At 70.3% G+C, this 17,067-nt stretch carries 15 protein-coding genes and 2 tRNA genes; 7 read left to right on the forward strand and 10 right to left on the reverse strand.

The annotated features are described in order from the left end of the window. Positions 1-10 precede the first annotated feature (10 nt). The 6 genes from ACYVBN_RS10910 to ACYVBN_RS10935 all read left to right on the forward strand — a co-directional run bounded on the left by ACYVBN_RS10910 (position 11) and on the right by ACYVBN_RS10935 (position 3,869). A tRNA-Ile gene (locus tag ACYVBN_RS10910) sits at positions 11-87 on the forward strand. A gap of 30 nt (positions 88-117) precedes the next feature. Beyond that, complete coding sequence (locus ACYVBN_RS10915; protein ID WP_460600530.1) at positions 118-252, forward strand: DLW-39 family protein; 135 nt, start codon at positions 118-120, stop codon at positions 250-252. Positions 253-292: 40 nt separating this feature from the next. Continuing rightward, positions 293-368: transfer RNA gene (locus ACYVBN_RS10920), tRNA-Ala, on the forward strand. A 209-nt stretch (positions 369-577) separates the two neighbouring features. Next, positions 578-1,027 (forward strand): response regulator, encoded by a 450-nt coding sequence (locus ACYVBN_RS10925; RefSeq protein WP_460600531.1) that lies wholly within the window; start codon positions 578-580, stop codon positions 1,025-1,027. Further along, positions 1,024-3,108, forward strand: a complete 2,085-nt coding sequence (locus tag ACYVBN_RS10930) for a sensor histidine kinase (protein WP_460600532.1) — start codon at positions 1,024-1,026, stop codon at positions 3,106-3,108. The genes ACYVBN_RS10925 and ACYVBN_RS10930 overlap by 4 nt, the downstream gene beginning before the upstream one ends. A gap of 128 nt (positions 3,109-3,236) precedes the next feature. Further along, a complete protein-coding gene (locus tag ACYVBN_RS10935) occupies positions 3,237-3,869 on the forward strand; it encodes a hypothetical protein (RefSeq protein WP_460600533.1) in 633 nt (210 codons plus the stop codon). A 315-nt stretch (positions 3,870-4,184) separates the two neighbouring features. Here the strand turns inward: ACYVBN_RS10935 and ACYVBN_RS10940 are convergent, their stop codons facing one another. From ACYVBN_RS10940 to ACYVBN_RS10980, 9 genes are all read right to left on the reverse strand, one after another. Continuing rightward, positions 4,185-5,642: a glycosyltransferase family 2 protein gene (locus ACYVBN_RS10940; RefSeq protein WP_440282049.1), complete on the reverse strand. Its 1,458-nt coding sequence runs from the start codon at positions 5,640-5,642 to the stop codon at positions 4,185-4,187. Beyond that, positions 5,639-6,748 carry a HEAT repeat domain-containing protein gene (locus tag ACYVBN_RS10945; protein WP_460600534.1) on the reverse strand — a complete coding sequence of 370 codons (1,110 nt, stop codon included), beginning with the start codon at positions 6,746-6,748 and terminating at the stop codon, positions 5,639-5,641. The genes ACYVBN_RS10940 and ACYVBN_RS10945 overlap by 4 nt, the downstream gene beginning before the upstream one ends. Continuing rightward, positions 6,745-7,146: a response regulator transcription factor gene (locus tag ACYVBN_RS10950; protein WP_440282047.1), complete on the reverse strand. Its 402-nt coding sequence runs from the start codon at positions 7,144-7,146 to the stop codon at positions 6,745-6,747. Before ACYVBN_RS10950 ends, ACYVBN_RS10945 begins: the two co-directional genes overlap by 4 nt. A gap of 9 nt (positions 7,147-7,155) precedes the next feature. After that, positions 7,156-8,229: an NAD-dependent epimerase/dehydratase family protein gene (gene galE, locus ACYVBN_RS10955; RefSeq protein WP_460600535.1), complete on the reverse strand. Its 1,074-nt coding sequence runs from the start codon at positions 8,227-8,229 to the stop codon at positions 7,156-7,158. Between the two features lie 56 nt (positions 8,230-8,285). Continuing rightward, the gene (locus tag ACYVBN_RS10960) at positions 8,286-10,187 is read right to left on the reverse strand and encodes a sensor histidine kinase (protein WP_460600536.1); all 1,902 of its coding nucleotides are present in this window, start codon (positions 10,185-10,187) and stop codon (positions 8,286-8,288) included. A 172-nt stretch (positions 10,188-10,359) separates the two neighbouring features. After that, the gene (locus ACYVBN_RS10965) at positions 10,360-11,394 is read right to left on the reverse strand and encodes a GH25 family lysozyme (RefSeq protein ID WP_460600537.1); all 1,035 of its coding nucleotides are present in this window, start codon (positions 11,392-11,394) and stop codon (positions 10,360-10,362) included. 129 nt (positions 11,395-11,523) lie between these two features. Then, positions 11,524-12,669 carry an alpha/beta hydrolase-fold protein gene (locus tag ACYVBN_RS10970; RefSeq protein WP_460600538.1) on the reverse strand — a complete coding sequence of 382 codons (1,146 nt, stop codon included), beginning with the start codon at positions 12,667-12,669 and terminating at the stop codon, positions 11,524-11,526. Then, a complete protein-coding gene (locus tag ACYVBN_RS10975; RefSeq protein WP_460600539.1) occupies positions 12,662-13,630 on the reverse strand; it encodes a Type 1 glutamine amidotransferase-like domain-containing protein in 969 nt (322 codons plus the stop codon). The genes ACYVBN_RS10970 and ACYVBN_RS10975 overlap by 8 nt, the downstream gene beginning before the upstream one ends. A gap of 7 nt (positions 13,631-13,637) precedes the next feature. Beyond that, entirely contained in the window at positions 13,638-14,852 is a 1,215-nt protein-coding gene (locus ACYVBN_RS10980) for an ATP-grasp domain-containing protein (protein WP_460600540.1), read from the reverse strand. A 148-nt stretch (positions 14,853-15,000) separates the two neighbouring features. Between ACYVBN_RS10980 and dinB the strand changes: the two genes are divergently transcribed. Next, a complete protein-coding gene (gene dinB, locus ACYVBN_RS10985) occupies positions 15,001-16,257 on the forward strand; it encodes a DNA polymerase IV (RefSeq protein ID WP_460600541.1) in 1,257 nt (418 codons plus the stop codon). Here the strand turns inward: dinB and ACYVBN_RS10990 are convergent. Next, a complete protein-coding gene (locus ACYVBN_RS10990) occupies positions 16,225-17,067 on the reverse strand; it encodes an SDR family oxidoreductase (RefSeq protein WP_460600542.1) in 843 nt (280 codons plus the stop codon). The genes dinB and ACYVBN_RS10990 overlap by 33 nt on opposite strands.

Here is a 17,067-nt window from a genome sequence, read left to right on the forward strand (position 1 = left end):
GACGGTGCACGGGCCTATAGCTCAGTCGGTTAGAGCGCTTCCCTGATAAGGAAGAGGTCACAGGTTCAAGTCCTGTTAGGCCCACCACCATCGTCCCGCAATCGATCGGAGCCACGGATGTTGAAGAAGCTCGCCCTGCTGATCGGTGTCGCCGGCGCCGCCGTGCTGGCCAAGCAGAAGCTCGCCCAGAACAAGGACGCCAAGGACCTGTGGGCGCAGGCGGCCGACAAGCCGGCCGGCAGCAGCCACTGACCGACACCCGACCGCGCCGCCCGAACCGGCGGCGGTCTCCGGGGCCATGGCGCAATTGGTAGCGCACCTGCTTTGCAAGCAGGGGGTTAGGGGTTCGAGTCCCCTTGGCTCCACCAGTTGATCCCGAGTCGCACCGCGGCTCGGGATCTTCGCGTATGCCGCCAGGCGCGTTCCGCAACAGGTTCGACGGGGCACAAAGCCTCCGCCGGGACGTCCCACCCCGTATCCTGAGTGGTCACAACAGGATTGGGCCGTTCCGAACCGGGTAGTGAACGCGCTGCCAGAGCACTGTCCCGCCCTCGGAAACAGAACTCCTAGGAAGCTCATGACCCATCACGATCAGCACGATGCCCGGCCGGCCGCCGGTGACCCTGTCGGTCACTCCGTCGGCGCGCCCTCGGCGCAGCCGCGGCGCCCCAGCCGGGTGCTGATCGTGGAGGACGACACCGACACCCGGGTGCTGTTCACCTCCCACCTGAGCCGGCTGGGTTGCAGCGTGGTCGAGGTCGGCAGCGGCGAGGAGGCGTTGCCCGCTGCGCGGTTGCACCGGCCGGACATCGCGATCGTCGACCTGCGGCTGCCCGGCATGCCCGGCGAACAGGTCATGCACGACCTGCGCGCCGACCCCGAGACGGCGCGTTGCCGCATCGTGATCACCTCGGTGCTCGACACCGACAGCTACCCGCCCAGCGCCGACGCGGTGTTGCCCAAGCCGTTCACCAGGCGCCAGTTCGAGGAACTGCTGACCACCCTGATCGCGCAGAACGCCGGATGAGCCCGACGAGCCGGACCCCTGCGACCAACGAGTCCGGGCACGACGCCGTGCAGCAGTTGCAGCCGGCGCCCGCGTCGCCCACCGGGTCCCACGGCCCACTGGTTCCCCCCGGGCGCACCCGGCGGATCCTGCCGTTCGTCGGCGCCATCGTCGTCGCGTTCCTCACGCTCTCCCTGCCCGGGCACGACCTACGGGTGTCGACGCTGATCGCGGCGGTGGTGCTGACCTGCGTCCTCGGTGTCGTCGTCGTCACCGTGCCGTGGCGGCGGTTGCCGCCGTGGGCGCAGGGCGCCATACCGGTGGCGTTCCTGGCGGTGGCCGCGCTGCTGCGCGACGCCGACGGTGCCAGTCGCTCGGGACTGTCCGCGCTGATCATCCTGCCGGTCCTGTGGGTCGCCCTCTACGGCAGCTGGCGGCAGCTCGCGGTCACCGTCGTCGGCGCCTGCGCTGCGTTCCTGGTGCCGATCCTGGTCATCGGGGCACCGGACTACCCCTCGCGGGAGTGGACCCGCGTCATTCTGTGGCCGGTGCTCGCCAGCATCGTGGGCTACATCGTGCATCGACTGGTGCAGGAGCAGGAGTCCCGCGCCGACAACCTGGAGTCCAGCCGGGTCTTCCTGCAGGCCGTGCTGGACAGCGTCGACGTCGGCATCACCGCCTGCGACCCGCAGGGCCGGCCGACCCTGGCCAACAACGCCGCACGCGTCATCCGCGGCTCCGACGCCGGCTACCGGCTGCTCGCCGCCGACGGCGTCACCGAGATTCCGGCGGAGCAGGCGCCGTTGGAGCGTGCGCTACGCGGTGAGCAGGTGTATGACGAGGAGATCGTCGTCGCACCCGCGCACGGGCCCGTTCGGCGCACCGTGGTGCGCGGACAACGCATCACCCGCAACGACGGCAGCGTCCTCGGTGCGGTGGTGGCGATGCACGACATCACCGATCGCCGGGCCGCCGAGCAGGCGGTGCGCGACAGCGAGGAACGCCTGCGGCTGCTGATCGACGCGACCACCGACTACGCCATCCTGATGCTCGACCCGCAGGGTCGCGTGCTGACCTGGAACACCGGGGCGCAGCGGCTCAAGGGCTACGAGGCGGACGAGATCGTCGGACGGCACTTCTCGGTGCTGTATCCGCCCGGCAAGTCCTCCGGCGCCGAGCTGGACCGCAAGCTGGCGGAGGCGGCGCAGGACGGCAGGTTCGCCGAGGAGTGCTGGATCGCCCGCAAGGACGGCACGATCTTCTGGGCCGGCGTGGTGATCACCGCGATCCGGGACACCGCCGGGCAGTTGCGCGGCTTCAGCCTGATCACCCGCGATCTGACCGAGGTGCGCGCCGCCGAACACCTGAAGGACCAGTTCCTCGCGGTCGTCTCGCACGAACTGCGCACCCCGTTGACGTCGATCATCGGCTTCCTGGAGATGCTGCTGGACGACACCGACGACCTCAATCCGGCCCAGGTGCAGTTCCTGAGCACCATCGACCGCAATGCCCACCGGTTGCTGCGTCTGGTCGGTGACCTGCTGCTCACCGCACAGATCGACGCCGGCAGCGTCACGCTCGACCTGTCCCCGGTCGACCTGCGCGCGCTGGCCGACGCGGCCGTCGAAGCGGCGCAGCCGCGCGCCACGGCCGGCGACATCACCCTGCGGCTGGACGCCCAGGACCTTCCGACCGTGACCGGCGACCCCGGGCGACTGGGCCAGGTGCTGGACAACCTGCTGTCGAACGCCATCAAGTTCAGCCCCGCGGGCGGGCACGTCGACCTCGCCCTGAGCAGCCACGGCTCCGGTGTCGCGATCGAGGTCCGCGACACCGGCATCGGCATACCCGCCGACGAGCAGAGTCTGATGTTCCAGCGCTTCTTCCGCGCCTCGACCGCGGTCGGCCGCGCTATACCCGGCGTGGGCCTCGGGCTCACCATCGTCAAGACCATCGTCGAGGCGCACCACGGCACGCTGACCATGACCAGCACCGAGGGCGTCGGCACCACGTTTCGCATCGAGTTGCCGGTCGAGCAGCCCCGGCGCCCGGCGGGACGCCCGTCGGCCGACCGTCGGGTGCACGGATCCGCTGCCGGTTAGCCGCTGTCGTCGTCGCGCGTGCTGTGCGACAATTTCGCGGCGACGACATGGTCGGTCGTCGTCCGGAAGCCCTGGGGTCACGGTGTCGACCAGCTCTCTGTCTCCTTCTCGCTGATCCGGGTCTGCCCATGTCCGTCCGCTCGCATGCCCGTCGTTCCCGTCGCATTACGGTCGCCGTCTCGGCCGGTGTCAGCGCGGGGGTGGCGTTGCTGACGATGTCCGGTGCGGTTCCGGCCGTCGCAGCCTCCGTGCATCGATCGCTCGATCCGGTGGTGGTCGCCCAGCCGCTGGTGCTGCAGGAGACGACCGCGGACGGCACGATCGCGTGCACCAGCGCCGACGACAGCGACGGCAGCGCCAGCTGCGCAGCGGTCAACGCGTACGGCGGAGGCATGCTGATGCCCGGCGACTCGGTCGTCACCACGGTGCTCATGTCGAACGAGGGGTCCACGACGCCGAAGTCGTTCACTCTCACCGCGGGCCGGTGCACCCAGCACGGCCCGTCGGCCGGCGGCGACCCCGCGATCGACCTGTGCGGTCGACTCACCGTCTCGGTGTATGCCGGCACCGGACCCGACGGGAGCCCGGTGTTCAGCGGCACCCCGGCGGAGTTCGCGGCCGCCACCGGACCCCGGTTGGCCGTGCTCGGACCGAAGACGGCCCAGCCCTACACCTTCGTGGTCGCCGCGCCACGGAACCTCGGCAATTCCTACCAGGGGCTGACCGTCTCACAACCGCTGACCTGGAAGCTCATGCCCTGAGCAGCACCCCACGAAGTTTCTCCTCCGCTGCGCTCCCCCAAATACTTCGCGGGACCCCGACTGAGCAGCACCCCACGAAGTTTCTCCTCCGCTGCGCTCCCCCAAATACTTCGCGGGACCCCGACTGAGCAGCACCCCACGAAGTTTCTCCTCCGCTGCGCTCCCCCGAATACTTCGCGGGGACCCCGACTGAGCAGCACCCCACGAAGTTTCTCCTCCGCTGCGCTCCCCCGAATACTTCGCGGGGACCCCGACTGAGCAGCACCCCACGAAGGAGCGGCACCTCACCCACCATCGCGGTCGGCGGTCACGCCATCACTGGTCGGTGCTCTCACCCAACCCGACCCGTGTCATCGTGCCCCACACCTGCTTCTTGCCCCGCAGGCTCGCCCACCAGCCCTGCAGCCGCCACCAGGCGGTGAGCTGGCGGTAGCCGAGGTTCTCGGCGATCGCGGCGGTGAGCATCGCGCCCAGATCGCGCCACCGGGTGTATTTGTGGAAGGTGAGCTCCTCGACCGTCATCGCGGCCAGGGTCACCAGGATCGCGTAACCGTAGGCGATCAGGATGAATAGGATCGCGAACGGCACGTTGACGACGCCCAGCGCCAGGCCGAGGATCATCAGCAGCAGACCACCGAACTCCAGCAGCGGCGCGATCAGTTCGAACGCCCAGTAGAACGGCAGGGCGATCATGCCCAACCGGCCGTACCGTGGGTTGCACAGCATGCCCCGGTACTTCCACAGCGTCTCCCACAGGCCGCGGTGCCAGCGGGCCCGCTGTTTCTGCAGCACCTTCGTGGTGGAGGGCACCTCGGTCCAGCAGACCGGTTCGCCGACGAACTGCACGCGGTAGTCGCGGCCCTGGCGTCGCAGCGTGCGGTGCACCCGCATCACCAGCTCGAAGTCCTCGCCGATGCTGGTGGTGTCCAGGCCGCCGACCTCGACGAGTATGTCGCGGCGGAAGACCCCGAAGGCGCCGGAGATGAGCAGCAGTGCGCGCAGCCGGGACCAGCCGGTGCGGCCCAGCAGGAAGGCCCGCAGGTACTCCACGATCTGGATGCGGGGCAGCAGCTGCCGCGGCAACCGCGCCTCGACGAGCCGGCCCGCGACGATGCGGCTGCCGTTGGCGGCGCGGACCACCCCACCGGTCGCCACCATCCGGCCCGGGTCGTCGGCGAACGGCACGGTGACCGTGATCAGGGCGTCCGGGTCGAGGATCGAGTCGGCATCGACGAAGACGACCAGGTCCGTGCTCGCCGCGTTGATCCCGACATTGACGGCGTCGGAGCGGCCCGAGTTGGTCTTGCGCACGACGGTCAGCGCGGTGCGGCCGTCCCGCGGGATGTTGACCGACAGCACCTCCGCGGAGATCGGCACGTCGGTGGGGATCTCGCGATCCACCGGCACCAGGTCGAAGGCCTGCTGCAGCACCGCGAAGGTGTCGTCGGTGCTGCCGTCGTCGACCGCGACCACCTCATGGTGCGGATAGTGCAGCGCCAGCAGCGACTGCAGCGAGGAGACGATGCCGGCCGCCTCGTTGTGCATCGGCACCACGAGGGTCACCGAGGGCGCGTAGTCACCGGCGATGCGTTCCGGCCGGCCGGACTGCTCGACCCGACGCAGGTGATGCACGAAGTCCCACGCCGCAAGGCCGATCAGGATCAGGTAGGAGGTGTTGATGATCAGGAAATAGATCAGGATCGGCCACTGCACCACCGCCAGGGTGGTGACCACCACCTCCCGCAACCCGTCGACGAATCCGCCCCAGCTCACCGGTCCACCTTCCCGCTGCGCAGCCGCAGCACCTCGAGCGTGGCGCGGGCGGCACGGACCGCCGGCGCCGAGCCGGCCGGATCGGCCGCGACCCGGTCCAGGGCGGCCTGCCCCGGCGCCGACTCACCCAGGGCGGTTGCGGCGACGCCCGCCAGGCCGCGGTCGGCGTCGCCGAGCAGACCGGCGAGCGTGACGGCGGCGTCCTCGGTGCCCAGTCTGCCCAGTGCAGTGGCGGCCGCCCGGCGGACAGCCACCGGTTCGACCGCACCGGTCAGGGCCGTCAGCACCGGACCGTCGGCCGGCCGCCCCAGCTCGCCGAGTGCCTGCGTTGCCGCGATCCGCACCAGCTGATCCGGATCGCTGCGGGCCAGGCCGGCCAGCTGCGCTGCGCACGCACTGAACAGCCCGCGGCCGGCGACGGTCGCAGCGACCAGCCGCACGCCGGAGTCGTCGTCGGTGATGCCTTCCCGGACGGCCGGCTGGGACACGACGCCGAGCCGGACCAGCGCCTCGGTGGCCGTGCCGGCCGCCACACCCGGTTGCGCGTGCTGGGTGCGGACGGCGCGCAGCACCGCCCGGGCGGCGCGTTCACCGGCCGGCGGGCCCACGGCGCCGATCGCGCGCGCGGCCACCAGCCGGACTTCCGGGGATCGGTCGTGCAGCCCACGCAGCAGATCGGGCACCAGGTCGGCATCGCGCAACAAGCCGAGGGTGCGGAAGGCACGGGCCCGATGCACGCTGGACATCGACCGGGTGGCACGAACGGTGCGGCCGACCGCATCCCGGCCGCGCAGCACCTCGACCAGTGCCTCGGCCGGTGCCCCGCGGACCTTGCTCAGCACGCTGACCAGCGCCCGGTCGAGCTCTCCGCGGTGGTCCTGGTGGGCGATGAGCCGGGCCCGCGCCGCACCGTCGGCGTCCTCACCCGCCGCCACTTCGAGCAGGTCGGGGCGCAACGGTGCCAGCCGGGCCCGGGTCGCCGCCTGACGGCGGGCGATGAGCAGTTTGCTGAACACCACCACGGCGGCCAACAGCAGGCACAGGCAGAGGACGACGACCGCCACGACATGCAGCAGCCCGCTGCTGATGATCGACGGTGCGGTCACGCACCCCGCCCCAGCAGGCCGGCGACGCGGTGGACGAGCTCACGGGGGCTGAACGGTTTGCTGACGTAGTCGTCGGCGCCCACCGAGAAACCGGCGTCGACATCACTGTCGCGGGTGCGGGCGGTCAGCAGCACGACGCGGACATCCGCCAGTTGTTCGTCGGCGCGGATGGTGCGCAGGACGTCCAGACCGGACAGGCCGGGCATCATCACGTCGAGCACCGCCAGCCGTGGCGGGTTGTCGCGGATCTCCTCCAGTGCCTGGACACCGTCGACGCACGCGCGGACGGCGTAGCCGGCCTGGGTCAGCTTGAACTCGACCAGGTCACGAATGTCGTCGTCGTCGTCGGCCACGACCACGTCGACCCGGCCCGGCTGCTCGCTCGCTCCCTCCACCACAGCCTCACCCTAACCGTCGGGAGCCGTGGGCAGCGGCCTGCGGCACGCCGGATCCGCACACTCAGCGGTCGGGTAGCCGGACGGGTTCTGCGACTGCCACCGCCAGGTGTCCGCGCACATCTCGTCGATGCCACGGGTCGCCCGCCAGCCCAGCTCCTGCTGCGCCCGCGCCGGGTCCGCCCAGTTGGCCGGCACGTCACCCGGTCGTCGTGGCACCACGTCGTAGGGCAACGGGTGGCCGCAGGCCCGCTCGAAGGCGGCCAGCAGCTGCAGCACCGAGGTCGCGGTGCCGGTGCCGAGGTTGAACGCCCGGGCAGGTTGCACCATGGCGTCGAGGTGCTCCAGGGCGCGCAGGTGGCCCATCGCCACGTCCATCACGTGGATGTAGTCGCGTTCGCCGGTGCCGTCCGCGGTCGGGTAGTCGGCGCCGAAGACCTGCAACCGGTCCAGCCGGCCGACCGCGACCCGGGCGATGACCGGCATGAGGTTGTTCGGGACGCCCTGCGGGTCCTCACCGATCCGTCCGGACGGGTGCGCGCCGACGGGGTTGAAGTACCGCAGCAGAGCGACCCGCAGACCGTCCCTGGCGGACGCCACGTCGGTCAGCACCTGCTCGATCATCACCTTCGTCTGGCCGTACGGCGAGGTCGCTGACAACGGCCGGTGGTCCTCCTGACAGGGCAGCGGCGCGTTTTCGCCGTACACGGTGGCCGAGGAGGAGAAGACCAGGCGCCGTACATCGTGGCGGGCCATCGCCGCGAGGACGGCGAACGTGCTGTCCAGGTTGTTGCCGTAGTAGTCCAGCGGGCGGGCGACGCTGTCGCCGACGGCCTTCAGGCCCGCGCAGTGGATCACCGCGTCGAAGCCCTCCCGGGCGAAGATCTGGTCCAACCGGGTCTCGTCGCGCAGATCGAAGACCTGCAGCGGGACGGTGCGGCCGGACAGTGACTCCACGCGCTCCACCGCCGCCCGCTTGCTGTTGAGCAGGTCGTCCACGACGACGACGTCGTGACCGTGTTCCAGGAGGGTCAGGGTGGTGTGCGATCCGATGTAGCCGGCGCCACCGGTGAGCAGGATCCGCATGATGAGTCACCTTAGACGACCTACCGGGCGCATCCGGGGCGGAGGCACCCGGCCGGTCAGCAGGACCGTGACGACGAACCGGTCGACAGGTGATCCTGCACGACGTATGCCGTCGGCAGCGTGACGGTGAAGGTGCTGCCCTGGCCGAGCCGGGAGGAGACCTCGATGTGGCCGCCGTGCCGCTCGACGATGCGTTTGACGATGCTCAGGCCGAGGCCGGTGCCGGCGATCTCGTGAGCCTGCGGGTTGCTCGAACGGTAGAACTCGCCGAAGAGCTTGCGCTGGTCGTCCTCGGAGATGCCGATGCCTTCGTCGGTGCACCGGATCTCCACGGCGTCCGGCACCGGGTGGGCGCTGAGCCGCACCGTCGACTCGCGCGGGCTGAACTTCACCGCATTGCTGGCCAGGTTGAGCACCAGTGCCGTCACCTGGTCCGCGTCCGCCTGCACCACCAGGCCACCGGCCGGCACCTGCACCTCGACCCGGACGCCACCGGCCGACGCCAGCGGTGCCAGCACATCGACCGCGTCGGCCATCACCTGCTGCAGGTCCACGGGGACACGTTCCAGCGGCCGGTCGGGGTCGCTGAGCCGCGAGAAGGACAACAACTCCTCCACCAGCGACAACAACCGCCGGGAGTTGCGGTCGATCACACCGAGCGACCGGCTCGCCATACCGTCGGCCGGTGTGCGCGCCTGCGCGGTCGACAGTGCATCGACTTCGTCCCGGAGGATCTCCAGGTGCCCCAGGATCGAGGTCAGCGGGTTCTTGAGCTCGTGTGACACGGTCGACAGCAGGGTGCTCTTGGCGCGGTCGGCCTCCTGCAGCACACCGACCAGGTGGCGCTCGCGTTCGAGCAGGCGCGCGTTGAGCACCGACCGTCCCAGGTCGCGGCCGACCTCCATGGCGCCGTCGACCTCCTGCGGGCTCCAGCTCGGGTATGCCGCCTCCCGCGTCATCACCAGGTAGCCGACGCACTCGGTGGCGGCACCCAGCGGCACCAGCAGCAGGGAGTGCGAGCCGATGCCGGCGATGAAGTCGAGCACCATCCCCGCCTCGTCCTCGGTGAGCGCCTCACGAGGCTCCATGTGCCGGTGCGCCACGATGGCCGGCCGCTGGGTCAGCCAGCAGTGCTGGGCCATCCGGCCGGCCAGCCCGACCAGGGCCGGTTGTGGCGCGCCGTCCATGTCCTCGGGGTATCGCCGGCCGTGGCCGTGGGCCCGTGCGTCGCCCTCGTCACTGAAGATCCGCACCCACATGCGCTGACTGCGCAGTCCGTCGGCCAGCGCGCCGATGGTGTCGGCCAGGATGCGGTCGACCTCCAGCGACTGCTGCGAGGCGCGGACGACCGAATGGACGGCGGCCACCAGCCGGTCGCGTTCGGCCAGTGCGGCGTGCTCGCGCATGTGGCTGATCGCGATGCCGGCCTGGGCGGCGAAGACCTCCAGCACACCGCGCCGCAGGTCGCCCGGGCGACGCCCGTCGTCGGGCAGATCGACCGACAGGAAGCCGACCATCGCCCCCGAGGCCGAGAAGAACGGTGCGATCAGCGTGTCCTCGGGGTGCCACGCGTCGGCGTCCGGCCGGCCGTCCCGATCATCGGCCTGCCAGTCCGAGGACACCCAGCCCGGGCGGGCGTCGGCCGGCAACCGGTCGTGCGGCAGGAACCACAGGCTGCCCCAGTGCTCGGCCTCGGCGAACTCGGACTCGATCTGGTGCAGCGGCGTGCGTGCACCCATCAATTGGGCGCGGGCATCGTCGTCACCGGCCACCGACACGACCTCGAACTGGTCACCCGGCTGCAGCAGGCTCACGGCCGCGACCTGGAAGCCGACGATGTCGGCCACGCCCGAGGTCACCAGGTCGAGCAACTCCTCGAGGCCGGGTTGGGCCGCGGCCCGGGAGATCAGCGCGCTGAGCCGGCGCAGTGCGTCGTGCTCCCAGGTGGTGTCGTTCATGTGGGCCCCTGATCTGCAGTCCTTCGAACTTCGCGTGCTCGTCGTCCCCGGCGCGGGCCGGTTTCCGGCGTGTTTCACAGTACTGCGCGAGTCCGACGGAGCGGCAGGCGCTCGGTCCGGATACACCTGCGCTCGGGCGCTCGATCAGCGCGCCGGAGCGATCGCGGCCGGCTCAGCTGTTGTTCGCGAAGGCCTTCAGCTGGGTGAGGGAACCGTTGAACGTGTTCTGGTCGATGCCGCCCGCGACGGCGTACTGCCAGATGGTCTGCTGGGCCCACCCGCCCGGGAGGGTGCCGAGCGTGGTCGGGTGGGCGAACCACAGGGCGCTGCTGTGGAAGGCGGTGCTGTTGCCGGTGCAGTCCTGCCACCACGAGCGATTGGTGTAGATCACCGGGGTGCGGCCCTCCTTGAGCTTGTACTCGTCGACGAACGACGTGATCCAGCCGACCATCGCCGTCGGCGACTTGCCGTAACACGTGCCCTCGACGTCCAGTGCGCCCGGCAGCGTGTACCCGTCGGCGGTCCACCCGCCGCCGTGGTTGATGAACCAGTCGGCCTGCGCCTTGCCGGACGCGCCGGCCGGGTTGGCGAAGTGGTAGGCACCGCGGATGACGCCGGCGTTGCGCGCACTCCGGTAGTTGGTCGCGAACGTCGGGTCGGTCCAGGTGCTGCCTTCGCTGGCCTTGACATAGGCGAAGCGGACACCGGAGGAGCGCTGGCTCGACCAGTTGATCGCGCCGTTGTTGTTGCTGACGTCGATGCCGCGCACGCTCGCCGGTGCCGCGCCGATGCGATGTGCGGCGTTGTTGTTCTTCAGGGTCGCGTCCAGGTTGCTCTTCGCTCCCGCGGCGAACTGCTGGGGGTGGCCGGCGTACCCCGAGTTGTAATAGACGGTGACCGTCCTGCCGGTGCGGTTCCACACCGAGGCGGCGTTGTTCTTGACGCACAGTCCCTTGCCGGCGCCGGCGCCCTTGAAGTCGTAGCAGCCGGGCTGCGTCGCGCCGTAATCGCTGATCGAGGTGGTGAAGTCCGAGACCGACCCGGCCTGCCCGGAGTTGTAGTAGAGGCAGAATTCGCCCGACTCACAGACGCCGTTGCGGGCCGTGGCTGCGTGGGCCGCCGGTGCGGCCGCCAGGGCACCGGCGCCGGTCAACAGCGCCGGCGCGGCGACGAGTGCGGCGGTGAGCGTGAAGCGTGACCTGCGCATGATGGGGTCTCCTCCTGATGCCGGTGCGGTCAGGACCCAGCGTGCTCAGGCTCACTGCGAGAGCACTGCGATGCCGCTGCGGAGGCATCGCAGCGGAGCACCCGCGGCGGTCGTCCCAGCGGGAAGCGACTACTCGTAGACGTATTTCTGCGGACCCGGGTAGATCCACGACAGCCCGTCGCGCAGCCGGTCCCGCCAGTCCTCCCAGGAGTGGCCGTCGCGGGCTTCGACATACCGCACCCGCATGCCCGCGCGTTCGAAGACGGGCACCATCGACCGGTTCGGCACGATCAGCGGCTCGTACGTTCCACATGAAACGAACATCCGGGCGGCGACCTTCGTCGGCCTGGCGCGGTAGCGGTTCATGAAGCGCACCACCGGGTCGAACGCCGCCCCGCCGCCGTGGTCCTCTCCGATGTCGGTGAAGACGAACGAGCCGGACTGCAACAGCAACGAACCGAACAGGCCCGGATAGCGGTATGCCGTCGACAGGCTGGCCACCGCCCCGAACGACGCACCCATCAGGCACCGGCCGGAAGGCTTTGCCAGCAGGGGGAACTCGTCCTCCAGGCGCGGCAACAGCTCCTTGGCGAGGAAACGGGCGTGCTGCACCGAGTTGGCATATTCCTTGGTCCGATCACCGGGATTGCTGAAGACCACGACCGTCTCGGCCATGTCGAGCCGGTGGATCAGGTTGTCCAGCACGGTGCCCATGGCGGCATACCGCAGATAGTCGTCGCCGTCGTGCACGATCAGCACCGGATACGTGTGGCTGGTGCGGAAGCGTGCCGGCAGGTAGACGCGGCATTCGCTCCTGCGGCGCAGCGCGCTGGACTGGACGGTCAGGTCGATGATCTCGCCCGGACGCGCGTCCGGATCGGGCTGCACCCAGTCGGGCACGACGTAACCGGTCGCCTGACAGACCGACGACGAGCCCACCGGGCTGTTGGCGACGTGCGGGTTGAGCGGGTCGTTGCCCTCCTCGTGGTGGTCTCCGCGGCGTACCTCGAGCTGGTATTCGACCCGGGAACCGGCTGGCAGCTCGAGGATGACGAACCACAGCGCCGTCCCGGGCAGCCGACGCATCGGCACCCGTTGTGGCTGACCGACGATGCGATGCCGCACCCACACCTCGTCCGCCTCGCCGCGGTAGAGGAACGTGCACTTCTCCCCCTCCACGATCGGCACCGAGTGCTGCTGCAGGAAACGGTCGATCGCGGTGTCGTCCAACGGTTTCCGGGCACGCAACCGGTGGATCGCCAGCTGTCTAGCCATCGGCGCCCACCCGGCCCGACACTGCATCGAACGTGCTGACGTTGCCCGACTCGTCGAGCACCTGGGCACTGCCGGGCAGCGAACCGTCCGGGCCCAGGTCGACCCGGGCGCCGGGGTCCAACGGCAGGCACACCGCCGGCGCGAAACGCCGCACCATCAGGGACATCCGCTCGGTGTTCTGCATGTGCAGTCGCTGGTGTGCCGCCGGCAACACCACGGCACCGGGCAACAGGCCGAGCCCGTCGTCATACACCTCGGGAGCGCGTGGCCCACGAGATGCGTTGTCGTTGAACAGAACAACGCGTTCGGTGAGGGCCATCGCTCCCGCCGACCAGGCGATGACCGGCACCCGCTCGAGACCGGCCGGCACGACGTTGAACAGGTGCAGCGCGTCCAGCAGCTCGCCCACGTGACCGCCGGTGATGACCACCGCCGCAGCGTCGCCGAGCAGTTGCGCCACCTCTGCCCGGTGTGCCGCGATCAGCGGATGCTCGTGCGGCCGGGTCGCGTCGTAGAAACCGGCATTGATCTCGCGGACCCGCTCCACGTGCCGCCGGTCCAGCGAGCGGAGCACCTCCTCGGCGTCACTGAGGGCGAATCGCTGCGCCCGCTCGGAGCGTTCGACCTGGGCACGCAGCTCGGTCAACGCCCGGGAGGTGTGCCGCACGCCGATCAGGTAGAGCTCCTGCAGGTCGGTGAGCTCGATCGCCCGGCGCCGGTGCGCCGCGGCGAACTCGGGGTCGCGGTCCAGGACGTCCTGCCGCCGGGACCACAGCGCCAGGTTCGTCGCCCGTCCGCCGAGGTGGCGGTCCAACTCCTCGTCGGCGAGTTCGCGCTCCTGCCAGCCCGCGGTGACGGTGGCGAACGGACCGTCGAGGTGCAGCCCGGACACCACCTTGTCCAGCGAGGGCCGGCGTTGTGGTCCGAGCAGTACCAACCGGCAATCGCGTTGCTCGCTCACTGCACGCTCATTCGGCGTGCACCGAGACGGTGCGACCGACCTCGTCCAGCATGCCGCGCAGCACGTCGTAGTCGGGATGGCGCATGCGCACCCAGGCATTCGCCATGTAGCCGGCCTCGATGGGCTGGGTCGCGGAGCCGATCGGTAGGTGGGAGTCCAGGATCCACTCGGCGTACTTGTCGGTGATCGTGTCGAAGCCGGTGATGGCCCGGATCGTGCCGTCGCGGTCCGGTCGCAGCGCGATGATGCCGGCGGCGTAGGAGCGGCTCGGGATGTGCCACACCTGGTGGTGCACCACCGAGTCGGCCCAGGCACGGTAGATGTCGATCTCGTTGCCGGCGGCATACAGGTCCCAGCAGCCGACTCCGGGCGGCCGCGCGCCGATCTCGCTGAATCGCAGGCCCTTCGGGCTGACGAAATACTCCATGTGGGTCGGTGAGGTGGAGATGCCCAGGACCTCGTTGACGCGCTCGCCCAGGTCGCGCAGCTCGCCGTAGAACGGCTCCGAGTCGACCCGGTTGGTGGCGATGAACTGCGGGCTGATCCACCGGGTCCGCATCGCCTCCAGGACGCCCGGGTAGTAGTGCGACGCGAAGTCCAGGGCGATGTGACCGTCGACGCTCAGGGTGTCGTAGAAGCCCTCGTGCCCCTCGACGAACTCCTCGATCGCGATGGAGTCGGCGCCGCCGAAAGACGCTGCGGCATCGAGGAGTTCGCGGTAGCTGTCCACCCGCACGGTGCCCGCCGCGCCGGCGCCGTCGCGCGGCTTGAGGATCACCGGGTAGCCGTGCTCGTCCACGAAATCCCGCAGGTCGTCGATGTCGTGGGCGGCAGCGGACGCCGCGGTCGGCACGCCGGCCGCCCGCAGTGCCTCCTTCATGGCCGGCTTGTCGCGGCACAGCCAGGTGGTGCGCACCGAGGTGCCGGGTATGCCGGTGGCCTCCCGCACGATCGCGGCCGGCAGCGTGTGCGCCTCGATGGTCGCTTCCAGGCCGTCGATCCAGGCGATCGACTGGAAGTGCTCGACCGCCGTGCGCAGCTGGTCGACGTCGGTGACCGAGCCGACCTGGTAGTAGTGATCGACCCAGCACTGCAACTGCTCGTCGAGCCACTCCCACGGAGTCTCACCCACGGCGAAGACCGTCGCGCCCACGTCGTGCAAAGCTCGCGCGAACTCGCGCTGGTTGCGCGGGAAGTTCGGCTCGACGAAGACGATGTTCATGAAACGTCAGGCTAACGGCATTCCCCGACCGAGAGGACTACAAAATGACCGAGCGGAGTACGGATCGGACCTATTTTCGTACTCCTGTCGGTCGCTGGGTGCTCCTCTCGGTCGGTGGGTTGTCGGTCATGGGTGGGAACATGTGTACGTGGCAGAGGGCAACTTCCTGCACGCTGATCTCGACTCGTTCTACGCCAGCGTCGCGCAGCGTGACGATCCTGCCTTGCGTGGGAAGCCTGTCGCGGTCGGCGGCGGGATCGTGCTCGCGGCCAGCTACGAGGCGAAGGCGAGGGGCGTCCGCACCGCCATGTCGAGCCGGGTGGCGCAACGGCTGTGTCCGGGGCTGATCGAGGTGCCGGCCACCTTCACCGCGTATGTCGAGGCCTCCCGCGCCGTCTTCGCGATCTTCCACGACATCACGCCGGTGGTGGAGGGAGTCTCCATCGACGAGGCGTTCCTCGACGTGGGCGGTCTGCGCCGGGTCAGCGGGTCACCGTCGACCATCGGTGCGATGCTGCGCCGGCGGGTGAAGCAAGAGGTCGGCCTGCCCATCTCGGTCGGCATCGCGGGCAGCAAGTTCCTGGCCAAGGTGGCGAGCGCCGCCGGCAAGCCGGACGGCCTGCTCAGCGTCCCGGTGGGCCAGGAGCTGGCGTTTCTGCACCCGTTGCCGATCGAGGCGCTGTGGGGCGTCGGGAGGGTGACCTCTGGGCGACTGCATGCTCACGGTGTCGGCACGATCGGCGCGCTCGCGGCCTTGGACGAGCAGACGTTGATCGGGATGCTCGGGCCGGCCAGCGGCCGGCAACTGCACGCGCTCGCGCACGGGCGAGATCCCCGGCGGGTGGAGGCGCGCGGCCGGCGCCGGTCGATCGGTGCGCAGCGGGCGATCGGCCGCGGGCGGCATACCGGCGCAGAGCTGGATGCGACGCTGGTGAGCCTGGTCGACAAGGTCACCCGGCGGCTGCGTGCGGGCGAGCGGATCGGGCGCACCTTCGTGCTGCGGCTGCGGTGCGCGGACATGACGCGGGTGACGCGTTCGCGCACGCTGCCCCGTGCCTCGGCCGGCACCGACGTCTGGCTGGTCACCGGCCGGCAACTGCTGGAGGAGGCGATGCCGCTGATCGCCGACCGGGGCGTCACCCTGCTGGGCATCAGCATCACCGGGCTGGATGCCGCAGCGGACGAGCAGCTGGAGTTGCCGCTGGGCGCGGAGGCGGCCGGCGGCCCGGACATCGCGCACCGCCGGGCTCTGGACGGGGCGCTCGACGCGGTGCGCGACAGGTTCGGTGGCGCCGCGGTCACCCGGGCCGTGCTGTTGGGCAGGGCGGAGGGCTTCAGTGCCCCGCAACTGGAGGACACCAGCCGAGGGGTGTCACGCCCGCCCGCGGAGCAGCTCGGCCAGTGACGTCGCCGGGCGGCTGAGCAGACGCTCGACATCGGGCGTCACCTGTGCCAGCTCGCCGACCGCGATCGCCGTGTAGGTCGACACCCAGGCGTCGAGCTGCCACTGCGGGGCGCCATACCCCTGGCGGGAGGCGTAGGCCTCGTCGACCGACTCGGCGTGGTAGGTCGCCGGGCGGCCGGTGACCTCGCTGATCGTCGCGGCGAGCTGCGCCAGGCTGAGCGACTCCGGACCGGTGAGCGTGTATGTCGCGTCGACACCGTCGTCGGGTTCGCGCAGCAGCCTGGCCGCGACCGCTGCGACGTCGGCGCGTGCGACCGCCGCGACCGTGCCCTGGCCGGCCGGCCCGCGCAGCACCCCGTCCTTACCCACCCAGTGCACGAGGACGTCGAGGTAGAAGTTGTCGCGCAGGAAGGTGAAGTGCATCCCCGAGCGTCGAAGCAGCTGCTCGGTGGCGAAATGATCGCGGGCGAAGGTGAACGTCGCGTCGGGAGCCGCGCCGGCGAACGAGGTGTAGACCACGTGCCGCACACCCGCTGCGGCGGCGGCCGTCACGAAGGTGCGATGGTCCTCCAGCCGGCTCGGACTCTCGGTCGCGGAGACCATGAAGACGGTCTGCACACCTTCCAACGCCGCCGCGCAGGCGGCCGGCTCGGCATACGAACCGGCGACGACCTGCGACTGCGCGAGCGCTGGGGCGCGCTCCGGCGACCGGACGAACAGCCGGGTGGGGACACCCTGGTCCGCCAGCGCCCGCGCCACCCGGCCGCCGATCTCGCCGGTCGCTCCGGTGATCAGGATCGGTGCCGTCAT

It is taken from the genome of Flexivirga lutea (genome assembly GCF_054778955.1).